13 protein-coding genes are annotated in these 15,077 nt (G+C 55.8%); 8 read left to right on the top strand and 5 right to left on the bottom strand.

The genetic code is table 11. The features are described from left to right. Nucleotides 1-16: 16 nt before the first annotated feature. The 5 genes from tdh to ubiE form a co-directional block, all read right to left on the bottom strand. Entirely contained in the window at nt 17-1,060 is a 1,044-nt protein-coding gene (gene tdh, locus BM347_RS10180; RefSeq protein ID WP_093916356.1) for an L-threonine 3-dehydrogenase, read from the bottom strand. Further along, nucleotides 1,057-2,244, bottom strand: a complete 1,188-nt coding sequence (locus tag BM347_RS10175; RefSeq protein WP_093916355.1) for a glycine C-acetyltransferase — start codon at nt 2,242-2,244, stop codon at nt 1,057-1,059. The genes tdh and BM347_RS10175 overlap by 4 nt, the downstream gene beginning before the upstream one ends. Nucleotides 2,245-2,338: 94 nt before the next feature. Continuing rightward, the gene (locus tag BM347_RS10170; protein WP_093916354.1) at nt 2,339-2,905 is read right to left on the bottom strand and encodes a helix-turn-helix domain-containing protein; all 567 of its coding nucleotides are present in this window, start codon (nt 2,903-2,905) and stop codon (nt 2,339-2,341) included. 114 nt (nt 2,906-3,019) lie between these two features. Then, the gene (gene ubiB, locus BM347_RS10165; protein WP_093916353.1) at nt 3,020-4,552 is read right to left on the bottom strand and encodes a 2-polyprenylphenol 6-hydroxylase; all 1,533 of its coding nucleotides are present in this window, start codon (nt 4,550-4,552) and stop codon (nt 3,020-3,022) included. A 1-nt stretch (nt 4,553) separates the two neighbouring features. Further along, nucleotides 4,554-5,306: a bifunctional demethylmenaquinone methyltransferase/2-methoxy-6-polyprenyl-1,4-benzoquinol methylase UbiE gene (gene ubiE, locus BM347_RS10160; RefSeq protein ID WP_093916352.1), complete on the bottom strand. Its 753-nt coding sequence runs from the start codon at nt 5,304-5,306 to the stop codon at nt 4,554-4,556. Between the two features lie 89 nt (nt 5,307-5,395). On the opposite strand from ubiE, the gene mutM reads away from it, so the two are divergent. The 8 genes from mutM to gyrB all read left to right on the top strand — a co-directional run bounded on the left by mutM (nt 5,396) and on the right by gyrB (nt 14,918). Further along, on the top strand, nt 5,396-6,247 hold the full coding sequence (gene mutM / locus BM347_RS10155; protein WP_093916351.1) for a bifunctional DNA-formamidopyrimidine glycosylase/DNA-(apurinic or apyrimidinic site) lyase: 852 nt from the start codon (nt 5,396-5,398) through the stop codon (nt 6,245-6,247). 64 nt (nt 6,248-6,311) lie between these two features. Beyond that, nucleotides 6,312-7,088, top strand: a complete 777-nt coding sequence (locus BM347_RS10150) for an enoyl-CoA hydratase (RefSeq protein ID WP_093916350.1) — start codon at nt 6,312-6,314, stop codon at nt 7,086-7,088. Nucleotides 7,089-7,255: 167 nt separating this feature from the next. After that, entirely contained in the window at nt 7,256-7,519 is a 264-nt protein-coding gene (rpsT, locus tag BM347_RS10145) for a 30S ribosomal protein S20 (RefSeq protein ID WP_093916616.1), read from the top strand. A 519-nt stretch (nt 7,520-8,038) separates the two neighbouring features. Beyond that, nucleotides 8,039-9,397, top strand: a complete 1,359-nt coding sequence (dnaA, locus tag BM347_RS10140) for a chromosomal replication initiator protein DnaA (RefSeq protein ID WP_093916349.1) — start codon at nt 8,039-8,041, stop codon at nt 9,395-9,397. A gap of 134 nt (nt 9,398-9,531) precedes the next feature. Next, nucleotides 9,532-10,650 (top strand): DNA polymerase III subunit beta, encoded by a 1,119-nt coding sequence (gene dnaN / locus BM347_RS10135; protein ID WP_093916615.1) that lies wholly within the window; start codon nt 9,532-9,534, stop codon nt 10,648-10,650. A gap of 60 nt (nt 10,651-10,710) precedes the next feature. Further along, entirely contained in the window at nt 10,711-11,808 is a 1,098-nt protein-coding gene (gene recF, locus BM347_RS10130) for a DNA replication/repair protein RecF (protein WP_093916348.1), read from the top strand. Continuing rightward, the gene (locus BM347_RS10125; RefSeq protein WP_093916347.1) at nt 11,805-12,425 is read left to right on the top strand and encodes a LysE family translocator; all 621 of its coding nucleotides are present in this window, start codon (nt 11,805-11,807) and stop codon (nt 12,423-12,425) included. Before recF ends, BM347_RS10125 begins: the two co-directional genes overlap by 4 nt. Before the next feature lie 78 nt (nt 12,426-12,503). Beyond that, nucleotides 12,504-14,918 (top strand): DNA topoisomerase (ATP-hydrolyzing) subunit B, encoded by a 2,415-nt coding sequence (gene gyrB / locus BM347_RS10120; RefSeq protein ID WP_093916346.1) that lies wholly within the window; start codon nt 12,504-12,506, stop codon nt 14,916-14,918. Nucleotides 14,919-15,077: the final 159 nt, after the last annotated feature.

Genomic DNA, 15,077 nt, shown 5'->3' with positions numbered 1-15,077 from the left:
GGAACGGGGCTGGCCCCTAAACCCCGGTCCAATCCAGAATAACCTTGCCGGACAAACCGGATTTCATTGCCGTAAATCCAGCTTCATAATCATCCGCGCCGAACCGATGCGTAATGATTTTTGACACGTCCAAACCATTTTCCAGCATGGCGATCATCTTATACCACGTCTCGAAAATCTCGCGGCCGTAGACGCCTTTGATGGTAATCGCCTTGAATACGATGCGGCTCCAATCGACGGGTGATTTTCCCGGCGGGATGCCCAGCATGGCGATGCGGCCGCCCATGGTCATCGCCTCGACCATTTGATCCAGCGCCCTCTGGTTGCCAGACATCTCCATCCCGACGTCAAAACCTTGCTTCATCTTCAGCTTGGCAATGACATCGTGCAGATCTTCCTCAGCGACGTTCACCGGTGTCACATCCGCGACCTGCGCGGCCAATTCCAGCCTCGCGGGGTTTACATCCGTGATCGCCACATGCCGCGCACCAACATGACGTGCGACGGCGGCAGCCATAATGCCAATAGGGCCAGCACCGGTAATCAACACATCCTCACCCACCAGATCAAAGCTCAACGCGGTGTGGACGGCATTGCCAAGCGGATCAAGGATCGCCCCGATGTCGTCAGGAATTTCATCAGGCAACGACACGACGTTAAAGGCGGGTAACCGTAGGTATTGCGCAAATGCCCCTTGCTCATTCACCCCGATGCCGCGTGTTGCGGGATCAAGGTGAAACTTGCCCGACCGCGATTGCCGGGATGTTTTGCCGATCAAATGCCCCTCGCCCGAACATCGCTGTCCGATACTTAGCTCCGTGACATTGCGCCCAAGCTCCACAATTTCTCCGGCGAACTCATGGCCCGTAATCAGTGGGACGGGCACGGTGTTTTGCGCCCAGTCGTCCCAGTTCCAAATATGGACATCCGTCCCGCAAATACCGGTCTTGTTGATCTTGATCAGCACATCATCAGGGCCAATTTCAGGCAACGGGGCACGGGTCATCCACAACCCCTCGCGCGGCTCTGACTTGCACAGCGCTTTCATCTGGTTGCTCATGTCAAAACACCACAAGCCTTGCCTGCCACCTCGAACGCCACCAATGCGCGGTCCAACTCATCCTTGGTCAATGCCGCGTTCATCTGCGTTCGGATCCGGGCCTGCCCCCGCGGAACAACCGGGAAGAAGAAGCCGCTGACATAGACGCCTTCCTCGAACAATTTGGCCGCCATATCCTGCGCCAATTGGGCCTCGCCGAGCATCACAGGAATGATCGGATGTTCGCCGGGCAACAGATCAAAACCCAGCTCGGTCAACCCTTTACGCCAATAGGCCGCATTCTCAAACAGCCGCGTGCGCAGGTCATCGCCTTGCTCAACCAGTTCCAGCGCTTTGATACCGGCCATCACAATCGACGGTGGCAAGGAGTTCGAGAACAGATAGGGCCGCGCGCGCTGGCGCAGCAGATCAATCACGGGCTGCGGCCCTGCAATATAGCCGCCAATCGCACCACCAAGCGCCTTGCCCAGCGTACCTGTCAGAATATCCACATCGACGCCGAAATGCGCCGGCGTGCCTGCACCTTTCGGCCCCATGAACCCTGTTGAATGGCAATCGTCGACCATCACCAGCGCTTCGTATTTTTCGGCCAAGCGGGTCACCTCGGGCAGATTGGCCAGATAGCCATCCATGCTGAACACGCCGTCCGTCGCGATCATAATGAAACGTGCGCCTTCTTCGCGGGCCAGTTTCAACTGCCCCTCAAGGTCGTTCATGTCAGAGTTCGCATAGCGATAGCGTTTGGCCTTACACAGCCGGATACCGTCGATGATCGACGCATGGTTTAGACTATCTGAAACGATTGCATCTTCGGGTCCGAAAAGCGGCTCAAACAGCCCGCCATTGGCGTCGAAACAAGCAGCAAAAAGGATAGAATCATCTTTGTTTAGAAACTTTGCCAGCTTCTGTTCAAGCTCGCGGTGAATATCCTGCGTGCCGCAAATAAATCGGACAGATGCCATGCCAAAACCTTTGGGCTCCATGGCATCTTGGGCGGCTTTGATCAGATCGGGATGGTCCGCCAAACCAAGGTAATTATTGGCACAAAGGTTGATAACCTCATGCCCCCCGACAGTAATATTACCCGACTGAGGAGAAGTAATGAGCCGCTCGCGCTTCATCATGCCATCGGCGTCGATCTGCGAGAGCGTGGTCGCGATATGATCTAGATAGGTTTGGGTCATGGCAAAGCTCCTTTTTCAAAGCTTCTACCATAACGGAATGCAGTCCGGAAACAGGGAAAATCCCATATGGCGGAAAATTTCCTATATTTTGGAACTACGCATCCTGAACAACAAGGAACGCGCGAACCGGCCCGTTGATCGCTTTGATCGCATGGGGCACATCGGCCGGATAGCGCGCGGTATCACCGGTGTGGATGACGCTTTCGGCATCCCCGCTTTGCAGGCCAGCCGTGCCCTGGATAATCGTCAGATGCTCGCGGGCACCACGGGTATGGGACTGACTGTCCAGAATGCCGCCCTCGTCTATCAAAAGCTCGTAAACCTCATGTTTTCCTGCTTCTTCAGGCGGAGAGAGGATGCGAATATGGCACCCTGACCCAAGATTATGGATCGCTGGCACCTCTGCCGCGCGTAGTATTTCGATCTGGGCCGGGCTTTGCGTGTTGTCCAAAAGCCCCGCAAAATCCACCTGTAAGGCCCGTGTCAGGTTCCACAGCGTGGCAATGGTCGGGCTGCTTTCGCCCCGCTCAATCTGACTGACCATTGACCGCGAAACGCCAGAAAGCTTAGCCACCGCATCAAGGCTGAGACCTTGTCCGGTGCGGGCTGATTTGAGCCGTGCGGGAAGTTGGGTTAAAATGGCATCCGATTTATCCGTCATAGTGGATAACTGCACATCGGACATCCCCACTGTCAATGCTCATGTCTTTTGCAAAGCGCCGGGGGTTTTGCACCCCCGGACCCCCGCAGGATATTTATGAGCCAGAGAAAAGGGTTAAAAGAACCAATCGGCAAGCGCTGCGACAGCCAATGCGGCGGTAGCGCCAAGGATGGCGGCAACGGCGATCCAGCGTTTAAATCCGTTTCTTGGCTGCTCTTCCTCTTGTTGTTGGCGGATCAATGCGTTTTCGACCAAACCGGGCAAGCGAGGGCCGAAGCGTGCCAGAACCCGTGCCGTATTTGCAAGATCGCGCAGGACGGCCTTGGGGCCGATGGATTTGGAAATATAGTCGGTGACAATCGGGTTAGAGACTTGCCAGATGTTGATATGTGGGTTGAGTGAGCGTGCCACCCCTTCGACCACGACCATTGTGCGTTGCAACAAGATCAGTTCGGTGCGGGTTTCCATTCCGAAACGTTCGGTGACTTCAAACAGATAGGTCAGCAACCGGGCCATGGAGATACGTGTGGCGTCCATACCAAAAATCGGCTCGCCCACGGCGCGCAGGGCGCGGGCGAATTCATCAACATCTTTGTCGGCAGGCACATAGCCTGCTTCGAAGTGAACCTCGGCGACGCGCTTGTAATCGCGGCGGATGAAGCCGAACAGGATTTCCGCATAAACACGGCGGGTATATTCATCAATGTGCCCCATGATTCCGAAATCATAGGCGATGATATTGCCGTTTGGCGCAACCTTCAGGTTGCCTTGATGCATGTCGGCGTGGAAATACCCGTCGCGCAGCGCGTGGTTCAAGAAGAGCTGCAACACACGATCGCCAAGGGCCACGCGGTCATGTCCTGCCGCATCGATCGCCGCATTGTCGCCCATCGGAACGCCGTCGGCCCATTCAAGGGTCATCACCCGACGGGCAGAAAATTCCCAGTTGATCGCAGGCAGCTGAAAGCCTGCGTCGTCCTTGGTGTTTGCTGCAAATTCAGATGCAGCGGAGGATTCAAGCCGCAGATCAAGTTCGCCGCGTACAACGCCATCGAAATGTTCGATCACCTCTATCGGGCGCAGGCGGCGCGACCCGGGCGAGAAAATTTCGACCATGCGGGCGGCGAGGTAAAAGGCGTCGATATCCTTGCGAAAGGCCTTTTCGATGCCGGGGCGCAGAACCTTGACCGCGACGTCCTGCCCGGTTTCCGCCACGGTGGCGCGGTGGACCTGCGCGATTGAGGCCGCGGCAACAGGTTCGCTGAACGCGGAAAAGATCGCATCTACCGGCAGCCCGAGCTCTTTTTCGACCTCGGCTTTGGCCTTTTCGATGGAGAACGGCGGCAGTTTGTCCTGAAGCACGCGCAATTGCACAGCCAGTTCATCGCCCACAACATCGGGGCGAGTCGACAGAACCTGACCGAATTTGATGTAGGCGGGCCCAAGCGCGGTGAGCGCGCGCGTCGCGGGCGGCATCGACGGATCACCGGCGTAGCCCAGAAACTTGAACGGTTTGCCGAGCGCCTTGGCCACGAAACGCAGCGCCGGGGTGGCATCAAACGCATCCAGCACGACGTTCATCGCGCCGGTACGTTCCAGCGTGGCACCCGTACGGACCAGCCGCCAAATATTGTGAGGTCCGCGCATGTTACAGTTTCCAGCCAGAGTGTAGTGCCGCAACGCCCATTGTCAGGTTGCGGTATTTTGCCTGCTCGAACCCGGCGGCCCGCACCATCCCCAAGAATGTTTCCTGGTCAGGAAAGTTTCGGATGGATTCAACGAGATACTGATAGCTGTCGCGGTCATTGGCGATCAACTGGCCCATGCGAGGAATCACATTAAAGCTGTAGAGATCATAGGCTTTTTGCATCATCGGGTTCGGCAGTTGGCTGAACTCAAGCACCATCAGACGGCCACCGGGACGCAACACGCGGTAGGCTTCGTTCAGCGCCTCTTGGGGGCGGGTGACGTTGCGGATGCCAAAGCTGATCGTATAGACGTCAAATGTATTATCCTCGAACGGCAAAGCCATCGCGTCGCCCACGACCCAATCGAGGCTGTCGACCATGGCCGCGGCTTCGGCCCGTTTGCGCCCCTCGACCAACATGGGCTCGGTCAAGTCCAATACCGTTGCATGACCCGATCCGGCACGTTTCAAAAACTTGAACGACACATCCCCCGTACCGCCAGCCACATCCAGCAGCTTTTGACCAGCACGCGGGGCCAGCCAATCCATCATCGCTTCTTTCCAGATACGGTGGATTCCAACGCTCATCACGTCGTTCATCACATCGTATTTACTGGCTACAGAGTTAAAGACACCCTGCACACGCTCGGCTTTTTCGCCTTCGGCCACGGTTTCAAAGCCAAAATGGGTGGTTTTGTCGCTATCGTTTGTCATGGGGTCTTGTGGTCCTTTGATCTGCACCTTTGTTATAGGGCGTGCGGGGCCGTGTACAATGCGCCCCTTTTGTCACAGGGGAATGAACTATGCCTGAACTACCCGAGGTCGAAACCGTACGCCGCGGTCTGTCCCCCGTGATGGAGGGGCAGGTGATCGCACGTGCCGACATCAATCGCCCCGATCTGCGATGGCCCTTTCCACCCGATATGGCGGCGCGGTTGTCTGGCTACAAGGTCGAGCGTTTGCGCAGGCGGTCGAAATACATCCTAGCCGATTTATCATCGGGGGAATCACTGCTGATTCACCTGGGCATGTCGGGCCGGATGCTGATATCCGGCGATCCCTTGGGGCAATTCGTGCATGACCATCCGTCACCCGAAAAGCATGACCACGTGGTTTTACACATGGCCAACGGGGCGCGGGTGACATTCAATGACCCGCGGCGTTTCGGTGCGATGGATCTGTTGGATACCCAAAACGCGGATGCCCATAAATTGCTGTCTTCAATCGGGCCCGAACCCTTGGGCAATGATTTTCACGAGGCGCATTTGGTTGCCGCGTTGAAGGGGCGCAACATGCCGATCAAATCCGCGCTTTTGGATCAACGCATCGTGGCGGGTCTTGGAAATATCTATGTCTGTGAAACGCTTTACCGGGCGGGCATTCACCCCACACGCAAAGCCGGACGTATTTCCGCAGCTCGGGTTGCAGGGCTGGTCCCTATCATTCGACAAGTGCTGGAAGAGGCCATCGAGGCGGGCGGATCAACCTTGCGGGACTTTAAACAGGCGGATGGCGAATTGGGATATTTCCAACACAGCTTTGACGTCTATGGCCGCGAGGGGGAGCGCTGTCGAAGCGAGGGCTGCACCCACCAGGTCGGCAGAATCGTTCAGTCCGGCAGATCGTCCTTCTACTGTGCGCAATGTCAAAGATAGCTTGAAACGGCCCGCGCCCGTGATATTCACATGTTTCAAAGTGTAACAAGCGAAAGCATTCTTGATGGCTTATGAAACGATCACGGTCGATGTAGAAAATCACATAGCACTGGTGACGTTGAACCGACCCGACGCAATGAATGCCTTGAACGACGTACTGCTCAAAGAGCTTGCCGATGCGCTGAAGGCCGCGCAGGATAACGAAAAAGTGCGCTGTATCGTCATCACGGGTTCCGAAAAAGCATTCGCCGCAGGTGCTGATATTGCGATGATGCGCGACAAAAGCTTTGTCGATGTGTTCACCGATGATCTTTTCACGGCGGAAACCGATCAGATCACGCGGGTCCGCAAACCGATGATTGCGGCCGTTTCGGGCTATGCCCTTGGCGGGGGCTGCGAACTGGCGATGATGTGCGACTTTATCATCTGTTCCGAGACCGCCAAATTTGGCCAGCCCGAGATTAATCTGGGCGTTGTTGCCGGCATCGGTGGCACCCAGCGTCTGACGCGGGCGATCGGCAAATCCAAAGCCATGGATATGAACCTGACGGGCCGTTTTATGGACGCAACCGAGGCAGAGCGCGCAGGACTGGTTTCACGAGTCGTGCCTGTGAAAAAGCTGATGGAAGAGGCCATGGGTGCCGCTGCCAAGATCGCTGAGAAATCAATGATCTCAACCATGGTGGTCAAAGAAGCCGTGAACCGCGCATTCGAAGTGCCGCTGCGCGAAGGTTTGCTGTTTGAACGCCGCGTTTTCCATTCGCTTTTCGCGACCGAAGATCAAAAAGAAGGCATGTCAGCGTTCCTTGAAAAACGCGAGGCGCAATTCCGCGACAAGTAAAAACACCTTGCGGGTTTGCAAAGCCCGCGATGTTCGACTATAGGCCACTCAATACATGCGCGTGCAGCCCGCTCTGGCTAGAATCACCTTATCGGATAATGGATCCGGTCGTTGGGTTGTGTCGCGTATCCGCAATTTGAACAGACCCAAGATGAAGGATGATCCTCATGGCAAATACACCACAGGCAAAAAAGCGCGCCCGTCAAAACGAAGCACGTTTTCAAATCAACAAAGCACGTCGTTCGCGCATCCGCACGTTCCTGCGCAAAGTTGAAGAAGCAATCGAATCCGGTGACAAGGAAGCTTCCGTTGCGGCACTTCGTGCAGCTCAGCCTGAATTGATGCGCGGCGTTACAAAAGGTGTGTTCCACAAAAACACAGCTTCGCGGAAAATGTCGCGCCTTGCGTCGCGCGTCAAAGCGCTCGGCTAAATCAAAAAGTTTTCAGCTAAGTTGTTGAAAGAATAAGGCATCGCTTTGCGGTGCCTTATTTTGATTCTAGGAACACGTATTGCGGGAAAGAGATTCTTTTCGGCCAATCACTGAGTCAAGTTTGAAGATGTGTTGAACGAACGGCTTTTACATTGCTAGAAGTGTTGAGCGCGATTCATTTCGCTGGGGGGATAGGCCCGAACGGACCTTTGCATTTGCTAGGATGCAGTTGTTCACACGGGGATATTCTGGATGGCCTTGCTAGAGGTCCCCGGAAAATTCTGCAGATGCTGCTCACCGCGCATTCGCCCTGTCTTTAGATACTTCGAACGGTCCGTTCGACAGCAGTGCTTGGTTTTCAAACCGGCGACCCTGTCGAAATGAACCTTGTAAAATTTGTCCAAGGGACGTTTGGCCGGTTTTCTGATGGGACCGGGATAGCGGTCTGCTGCCTTTTGACAACGGTAACATGTGCGGTCAGCCACTCGGTTGTCGCTGACGATTGGGACAGTTGAGTAAATGACGCAAGAGCAGTGGGCAAGAATCAGAAGCCGCCTTTTAAAAACAGTAGGGCAAAATAATTTCACAACTTGGATCGACCCCCTTTCACTAGGCGGCACCGAAGATGGCGTTAGCACGCTGTTCGTCCCAACCAATTTTTTCGGCAACTATGTCAGCCAGAACTTTGCTGATCTCATCTTGCACGAGATGCAAAATGAAGAAGACGGAATCACACGTCTTAGATTTGCTGTGGGCAACTGCGAAAAACCGGCCGCGCCCGAAGTTGTTAAACCAACAGCCAAGCCCGCCCCTGTGCAGGCCGCCAACAATAATACCTTGAATACGGCACCTTTGGACGCCCGCTTTAGCTTTGATAACTTTGTTGTCGGTAAGCCGAACGAACTGGCACATGCCGCCGCGCGCCGTGTTGCCGAAGGCGGGCCTGTCACATTCAATCCTCTTTTTCTGTATGGTGGCGTAGGTCTGGGTAAAACCCACCTGATGCACGCGATTGCGCAGGAATTGCACATCCGCAAACCAGAATTGAACGTGCTTTACCTGTCCGCAGAACAGTTCATGTACCGCTTTGTCCAAGCTTTGCGTGACCGCAAGATGATGGATTTTAAGGAAATTTTCCGCTCCGTTGACGTGTTGATGGTCGATGACGTTCAATTCATCGCAGGCAAAGACAGCACGCAAGAAGAATTCTTTCACACATTCAACGCGCTGGTCGATCAAAACAAGCAGATCATCATTTCCGCCGATCGCGCCCCCGGCGAGATTAAGGATCTTGAGGATCGTGTGAAATCCCGCCTGCAATGCGGTCTGGTCGTCGATCTGCACCCCACCGACTATGAGCTGCGCTTGGGTATCCTGCAAAGCAAGGTCGAAGCCCAGCAAAAGAACTATCCCGGCCTTGAGGTCGAAGCGGGCGTTCTTGAATTCCTTGCCCACCGCATCACGACAAACGTTCGCGTGCTCGAGGGTGCCCTGACCCGCCTGTTTGCTTTTGCGTCCCTTGTGGGCCGCGAAATCAACATGGACCTGACCCAAGACTGTCTGGCCGATGTTCTGCGCGCCTCTGAACGCAAAATCAGCATCGAAGAAATCCAGCGCAAGGTTTCCGACCACTACAATATCCGCCTTAGCGATATGGTCGGCCCCAAGCGTCTGCGCAGCTATGCACGCCCCCGTCAGGTGGCCATGTATTTGTCCAAAAAGCTGACCAGCCGGTCACTGCCCGAGATCGGCCGACGCTTTGGCGGTCGCGATCACACAACGGTCATGCACGGCGTAAAACGCATCGAAGAGCTCAAGCAAAGTGACGGACAAATCGCTGAAGATCTGGAATTGCTGCGCCGCGCATTAGAGGCGTAAACCCTATATCCTTGGCAGAACAGGTGCGAAGGCCTTGACGGGCCTTTGTTTCGCGCTGAAAAGTCAATAAAACCCTTGTGAATACATTGGTATCGGGTAATTTGCCCTCCCGGACTGCCGGAATGGAGATGGATATGAAATTCAGCATCGAACGCGCCGCGCTGCTTAAAGCGGTGGCACAGGCCCAATCAGTGGTCGAGCGCCGGAATACCATTCCGATCCTTGCCAACGTACTGATCGAAGCAGAAGGCAGTGATGCCTCGTTCCGCGCCACCGATCTGGACATCGAAGTGGTCGACAAGGCCCCCGCTCAGGTCGAGCGTGCAGGTGCCACAACTGTTTCTGCCACAACCCTGCACGAGATCGTGCGCAAGCTGCCGGACGGCGCGCTGATCACGCTGACATCTGACAGCGCTGCAGGCCGCCTGACGGTCGAAGCGGGCCGATCAAACTTCTCGCTGGCGACATTGCCGCGCGAAGATTTCCCTGTGATGGCAACGTCAGAATACCAGTCGAACTTCAAAGCACCTGCACCTGTGCTGCGCCGCTTGTTCGATAAGTCGAAATTCGCCATCTCAACAGAAGAAACCCGCTATTATCTGAACGGTGTTTACATGCACATTTCGGAAAGCGAAGGCAGCAAAGTTTTACGCTGCGTCGCCACCGATGGGCACCGTCTGGCCCGGATTGATGCACCAATGCCCGATGGCGCGGATGAAATGCCCGGCGTGATCGTACCGCGCAAAACTGTCGGCGAATTGCGTAAGCTTCTCGATGATGACGCGATGGAAATCGCGGTATCGGTATCCGAAACCAAGATCCGCTTTGCGACACCTGATATCACGCTGACCTCCAAGGTGATCGACGGCACCTTCCCTGATTACACGCGGGTTATTCCGCAGGGGAACACCCGCAAAATGGAAGTCGACGCCAGCGATTTTGCCCGGGCAGTTGACCGTGTTGCAACAGTAAGCTCGGAACGGTCCCGCGCCGTAAAACTGCAACTAGACGAAGACCGTCTGGTTCTGTCGGTCAACGCACCTGACAGCGGCGCCGCCGAAGAAGAACTGGTAGTGGCCTATGCAGACGAGCGGCTGGAAATCGGGTTCAACGCGAAATACCTGCTTGAGATCGCAAGCCAGGTGGACCGCGAAAACGCTGTATTCCTGTTCAACTCTTCGGGTGATCCGACATTGATGCGCGAAGGCAATGATATGTCCGCCGTTTATGTCGTCATGCCGATGCGTGTGTAACGCGTCGGAATTTTTCAAAAATTCCGGTCCGTTTTCTTTGAAAGAAAACGTTGCTGACCGATGACACAGCTATTTATCTCAAATTTGATGCTGTCGCATTTCAGGTCGCATAAACGCGCAGTGATCGAAACTGATGCGCGCTCCGTAGCGATTCACGGGCCCAATGGCACGGGTAAAACCAACATTCTCGAAGCTGTTTCGCTTTTGTCCCCCGGGCGCGGCCTGCGTCGGTCCAGCGCCCTCGACATGACCCGCCGACCAGAGGCGCTTGGCTGGAAATTGACGGCCGTCGTGCATTCGCTCTGTCAGGTTCACGAGATCGAGGTTTGGTCGGAAAACGGAGCCGCACGGCAAGTGCGCATCGACGGCAAAGCCACCCCGCAAACCGGGCTTGGTCGTATCGCTCGTATACTATGGTTGATCCCCTCCATGGACCGATTGTGGATCGAAGGGGCAGAAGGGCGGCGGCGTTTCCTGGATAGAATGACGCTCAGCTTTCTGCCGGATCATGCGGAACAGTCCCTTGCTTATGAAAAGGCCATGCGCGAACGCAATCGGTTGCTGAAGGATATGGTGCGCGAGCCGTCGTGGTACATCGCCTTGGAACAGCAGCTTGCCGAAGCCGGGGCCGCAATCCATACCAATAGGCTGGCCGCGCTCGAAGCCATTACCGAAGCCCAAAATCAGGCGGAAACCGCATTCCCAACCGCCACGCTCACGCTGGTCTGCGAGATGCCCACATCGGCGGCAGAGCTGCGCGCAGCACTTGCCGATAACCGGATGCGCGACCTTTCCGCGGGGCGTACCTTGATCGGCCCGCACCGCGCTGATCTTGAGGGGGTATATGCCGCCAAAGACGTGCCCGCACGTGACTGTTCCACCGGCGAGCAAAAGGCACTGCTTGTGTCGCTGATCCTTGCGAATGCCCGCGCCTTGGCCGCCGATTTTGGTGCCCCGCCGCTGCTTTTGCTAGACGAAGTCGCGGCGCATCTGGACGCAAACCGCCGCGCTGCGCTCTACGACGAAATTGCAGCCCTTGGCGCGCAGGCGTGGATGACCGGAACCGGGGCGGAATTATTTGACACGCTGGGCGATCGCACGCAAACCCTTGAAGTCACTGAAACCGATGGCATTTCTGACGTAAGGATGCAGCCATGACAATCGCCCTGCCCGATCTGCTGCTTTACTGTAGCGCTTTGGTTATCCTGTTCCTGACACCCGGCCCTGTCTGGTTGGCCATCATGGCGCGCGCATTGTCCGGCGGGTTCAAATCCGCGTGGCCGCTTGCCTTGGGTGTGTCTGTTGGCGACATGGTCTGGCCCTTGGTCGCGGTGCTGGGCATCAGCTGGATTCTGTCGGTCTTTGACGTTTTTATGCTTGGCATGCGTTGGATCGCGTGCGGTGTTTTCATCGTCATGGGCGGCCTGTTGATACGCAATGCCGGTGACAAGATTGACCGCGACAGCCGCCTGACAAAACCCGGTGCCTGGTCTGGGTTTGCCGCCGGATTGCTGGCGATCTTGGGCAACCCCAAGGCGGTTTTGTTCTATATGGGCGTCTTACCCGGCTTTTTCGACCTGCGGGTTATCACCTGGCCGGACGTCGCGGCGATTATCCTCGTCTCTGTCGCAATTCCGCTGATCGGCAACCTCGCCATTGCAGGATTTGTCGGCAAAATGCGCAGGCTGATGACCAATCCCAAGACCCTGAAACGTATCAATATTGTGGCTGGTAGCCTTCTTATTCTGGTGGGGCTCTTGATCCCTTTCCTTTAACACAAAATCTTGTGGCTAGGACGTGACAGTAGTGGCAAAAACCACTATAAAATGGGTAACAAAAGAAGGTTTCCCAGAATGTCAGACTCAGATCAGATTCCAGAGGAATATGGTGCAGATTCTATCAAAGTTCTCAAAGGGTTAGAAGCTGTTCGCAAGCGTCCCGGTATGTATATCGGTGACACGGATGATGGCTCTGGTCTGCACCATATGGTGTATGAGGTCGTCGATAACGGCATCGACGAGGCTTTGGCCGGCCACGCCGATGCTGTGAACGTCACAATTCACGACGATAACTCGGTTTCCGTCGGCGATAACGGCCGCGGTATTCCTGTCGGCATTCACCAAGAAGAAGGCGTTTCCGCAGCCGAGGTTATTATGACCCAGCTACACGCTGGCGGTAAGTTCGACAGCAACTCTTACAAGGTTTCCGGCGGTCTGCACGGCGTTGGCGTTTCGGTTGTAAACGCCCTGTCCGATTGGCTGGAACTGCGCATCTGGCGCGAGGGCAAGGAACATGTTGCCCGGTTCGAGGGGGGGTTCACCACTGAACACCTGAAAGTGGTCGGACCGACCGAGCGTACCGGGACCGAAGTGCGTTTTATGGCGTCGACCGAGACGTTTTCGAACCTCGACTACAGCTTTGAAACGCTGGAAAAGCGCCTGCGCGAACTGGCGTTCCTGAACTCTGGCGTGCGCATTATCCTAACAGATGAACGCCCCGCCGAACCCTTGCGCACCGAGCTGTATTACGAAGGCGGCGTTAAGGAATTCGTTAAATATCTCGACCGCTCGAAATCTGCCGTCATGCCGGAACCGATTTTCATCACCGGAGAGAAAGACGACATCGGCGTCGAAGTTGCCATGTGGTGGAACGACAGCTATCACGAGAATGTCCTGCCCTTTACCAACAACATTCCACAGCGCGACGGCGGCACACATATGGCCGGTTTCCGCGGCGCGTTGACCCGTACGATCAACAACTACGCACAGTCCTCTGGCATCGCGAAAAAGGAAAAAGTCACCTTTACCGGCGACGATGCCCGCGAGGGGTTGACCTGCGTGTTGTCGGTCAAAGTACCGGACCCAAAATTCAGCTCGCAAACCAAAGACAAGCTGGTCAGCTCGGAAGTGCGCCCCGCTGTCGAAGGTTTGGTAAACGAAAAACTAGCCGAATGGTTTGAAGAAAACCCGCAAGTCGCAAAGATGGTGGTCAGCAAAATCATCGAGGCCGCTCACGCCCGCGAGGCAGCACGCAAGGCCCGCGATCTGACCCGCCGCAAAACAGCGATGGACGTGAATTTCCTCGCTGGCAAGCTCAAGGATTGCTCTGAGAAAGACCCAGCGAAAACCGAACTCTTCCTCGTGGAGGGTGATTCCGCTGGTGGCTCAGCCCAAACCGGACGGGACCGCCAGACACAGGCAATTCTGCCGCTGAAGGGTAAGATTCTGAACGTCGAACGTGCACGTTTCGACCGGATGCTTGGCTCTCAGGAAATCGGCAACCTTGTGATGGCGCTTGGCACCGGTATTGGCCGCGACGAATTCAACATCGACAAGCTGCGCTATCATAAGATCGTCATCATGACCGATGCGGATGTCGACGGCGCGCATATCCGTACTTTGTTGCTGACATTCTTTTATCGTCAAATGCCGCAACTTATTGAAAATGGTCACCTTTATATCGCCCAACCGCCACTTTACAAAGTGTCGCGCGGCAAGTCCGAGGTGTACCTGAAAGACCAAGCCGCCATGGAGGATTATCTGATCCAACAAGGCATTGATGGCGCGATGTTGCGGCAAGGCAATGACGAGGAAATCACCGGTCAGGATCTGGCACGCGTTGTCGATCTGGCACGTCAGATGCGCCGGGTGCTTGAAGCCTTCCCAACGCACTACCCCCATCACATTCTGGAACAAGCCGCAATTGCAGGCGCTTTTGTCCCCGGTGCGGTGGATTCCGACCTGCAAGGCGTCGCGGACAAGGTGGCCGAGCGTCTGAACCTGATCGCATTGGAATGGGAACGCGGCTGGCAAGGCCGGATTACCCAAGATCACGGTGTCCGTCTGGCCCGCATTCTGCGCGGCGTCGAAGAGGTGCGTACCCTTGACGGCAAATTGCTCCGCTCCGGCGAGGCCAAGCGCTCTGGCGGCTTCACGCAGCACCTGCAGGAGGTCTATAACCTTCCGGCAACGCTTGTCCGCAAAGACCGCTCGCAAATGATCTACGGCCCGATGGACCTGCTCGAGGCCATCCTTGCAGAGGGCGAAAAAGGACTATCCCTGCAGCGCTACAAAGGATTGGGAGAGATGAACCCCGACCAGCTGTGGGAAACAACGCTAGACCCCGACGCACGTACCTTGTTGCAAGTTCGCGTGGAAGACATGGCCGAGGCCGATGATCTATTTACCAAGCTGATGGGCGATGTCGTCGACCCACGCCGAGAGTTCATCCAGAAAAACGCCCTAAACGTGGAAAACCTGGACTTTTAGAAGTTTTGTAGGGAAGCCGGTTTGCGCTGCGATCCGGCAATCAGAAAATCTGGCCTCAAACCCGTCATTCCCTGCATCGAGTATTGAGGGCAGGCGCACGGAAGCTTTGCAATGTGGCGTGGGGGTTTTTCCCTGTGCCTACAATAAAGGCTTCCGCGC

The organism is Sulfitobacter marinus (assembly GCF_900116285.1).
Lineage (GTDB): Bacteria > Pseudomonadota > Alphaproteobacteria > Rhodobacterales > Rhodobacteraceae > Sulfitobacter > Sulfitobacter marinus.
The sequence above is the reverse complement of the archived record's forward strand: the minus strand, read 5'-3'. Positions and strand labels throughout refer to the sequence as shown.

Coding starts and splice junctions, on each gene's coding strand:
- rpsT (WP_093916616.1), top strand. CDS start 7,256: ATGGCAAATACACCACAGGCAAAAAAGCGCGCCCGTCAAAACGAAGCA.
- BM347_RS10150 (WP_093916350.1), top strand. CDS start 6,312: ATGGCTTATGAAACGATCACGGTCGATGTAGAAAATCACATAGCACTG.
- recF (WP_093916348.1), top strand. CDS start 10,711: ATGACACAGCTATTTATCTCAAATTTGATGCTGTCGCATTTCAGGTCG.
- ubiE (WP_093916352.1), bottom strand. CDS start 5,306: ATGACAAACGATAGCGACAAAACCACCCATTTTGGCTTTGAAACCGTG.
- dnaA (WP_093916349.1), top strand. CDS start 8,039: ATGACGCAAGAGCAGTGGGCAAGAATCAGAAGCCGCCTTTTAAAAACA.
- BM347_RS10170 (WP_093916354.1), bottom strand. CDS start 2,905: ATGACGGATAAATCGGATGCCATTTTAACCCAACTTCCCGCACGGCTC.
- dnaN (WP_093916615.1), top strand. CDS start 9,532: ATGAAATTCAGCATCGAACGCGCCGCGCTGCTTAAAGCGGTGGCACAG.
- tdh (WP_093916356.1), bottom strand. CDS start 1,060: ATGAGCAACCAGATGAAAGCGCTGTGCAAGTCAGAGCCGCGCGAGGGG.
- BM347_RS10175 (WP_093916355.1), bottom strand. CDS start 2,244: ATGACCCAAACCTATCTAGATCATATCGCGACCACGCTCTCGCAGATC.
- BM347_RS10125 (WP_093916347.1), top strand. CDS start 11,805: ATGACAATCGCCCTGCCCGATCTGCTGCTTTACTGTAGCGCTTTGGTT.
- mutM (WP_093916351.1), top strand. CDS start 5,396: ATGCCTGAACTACCCGAGGTCGAAACCGTACGCCGCGGTCTGTCCCCC.
- gyrB (WP_093916346.1), top strand. CDS start 12,504: ATGTCAGACTCAGATCAGATTCCAGAGGAATATGGTGCAGATTCTATC.
- ubiB (WP_093916353.1), bottom strand. CDS start 4,552: ATGCGCGGACCTCACAATATTTGGCGGCTGGTCCGTACGGGTGCCACG.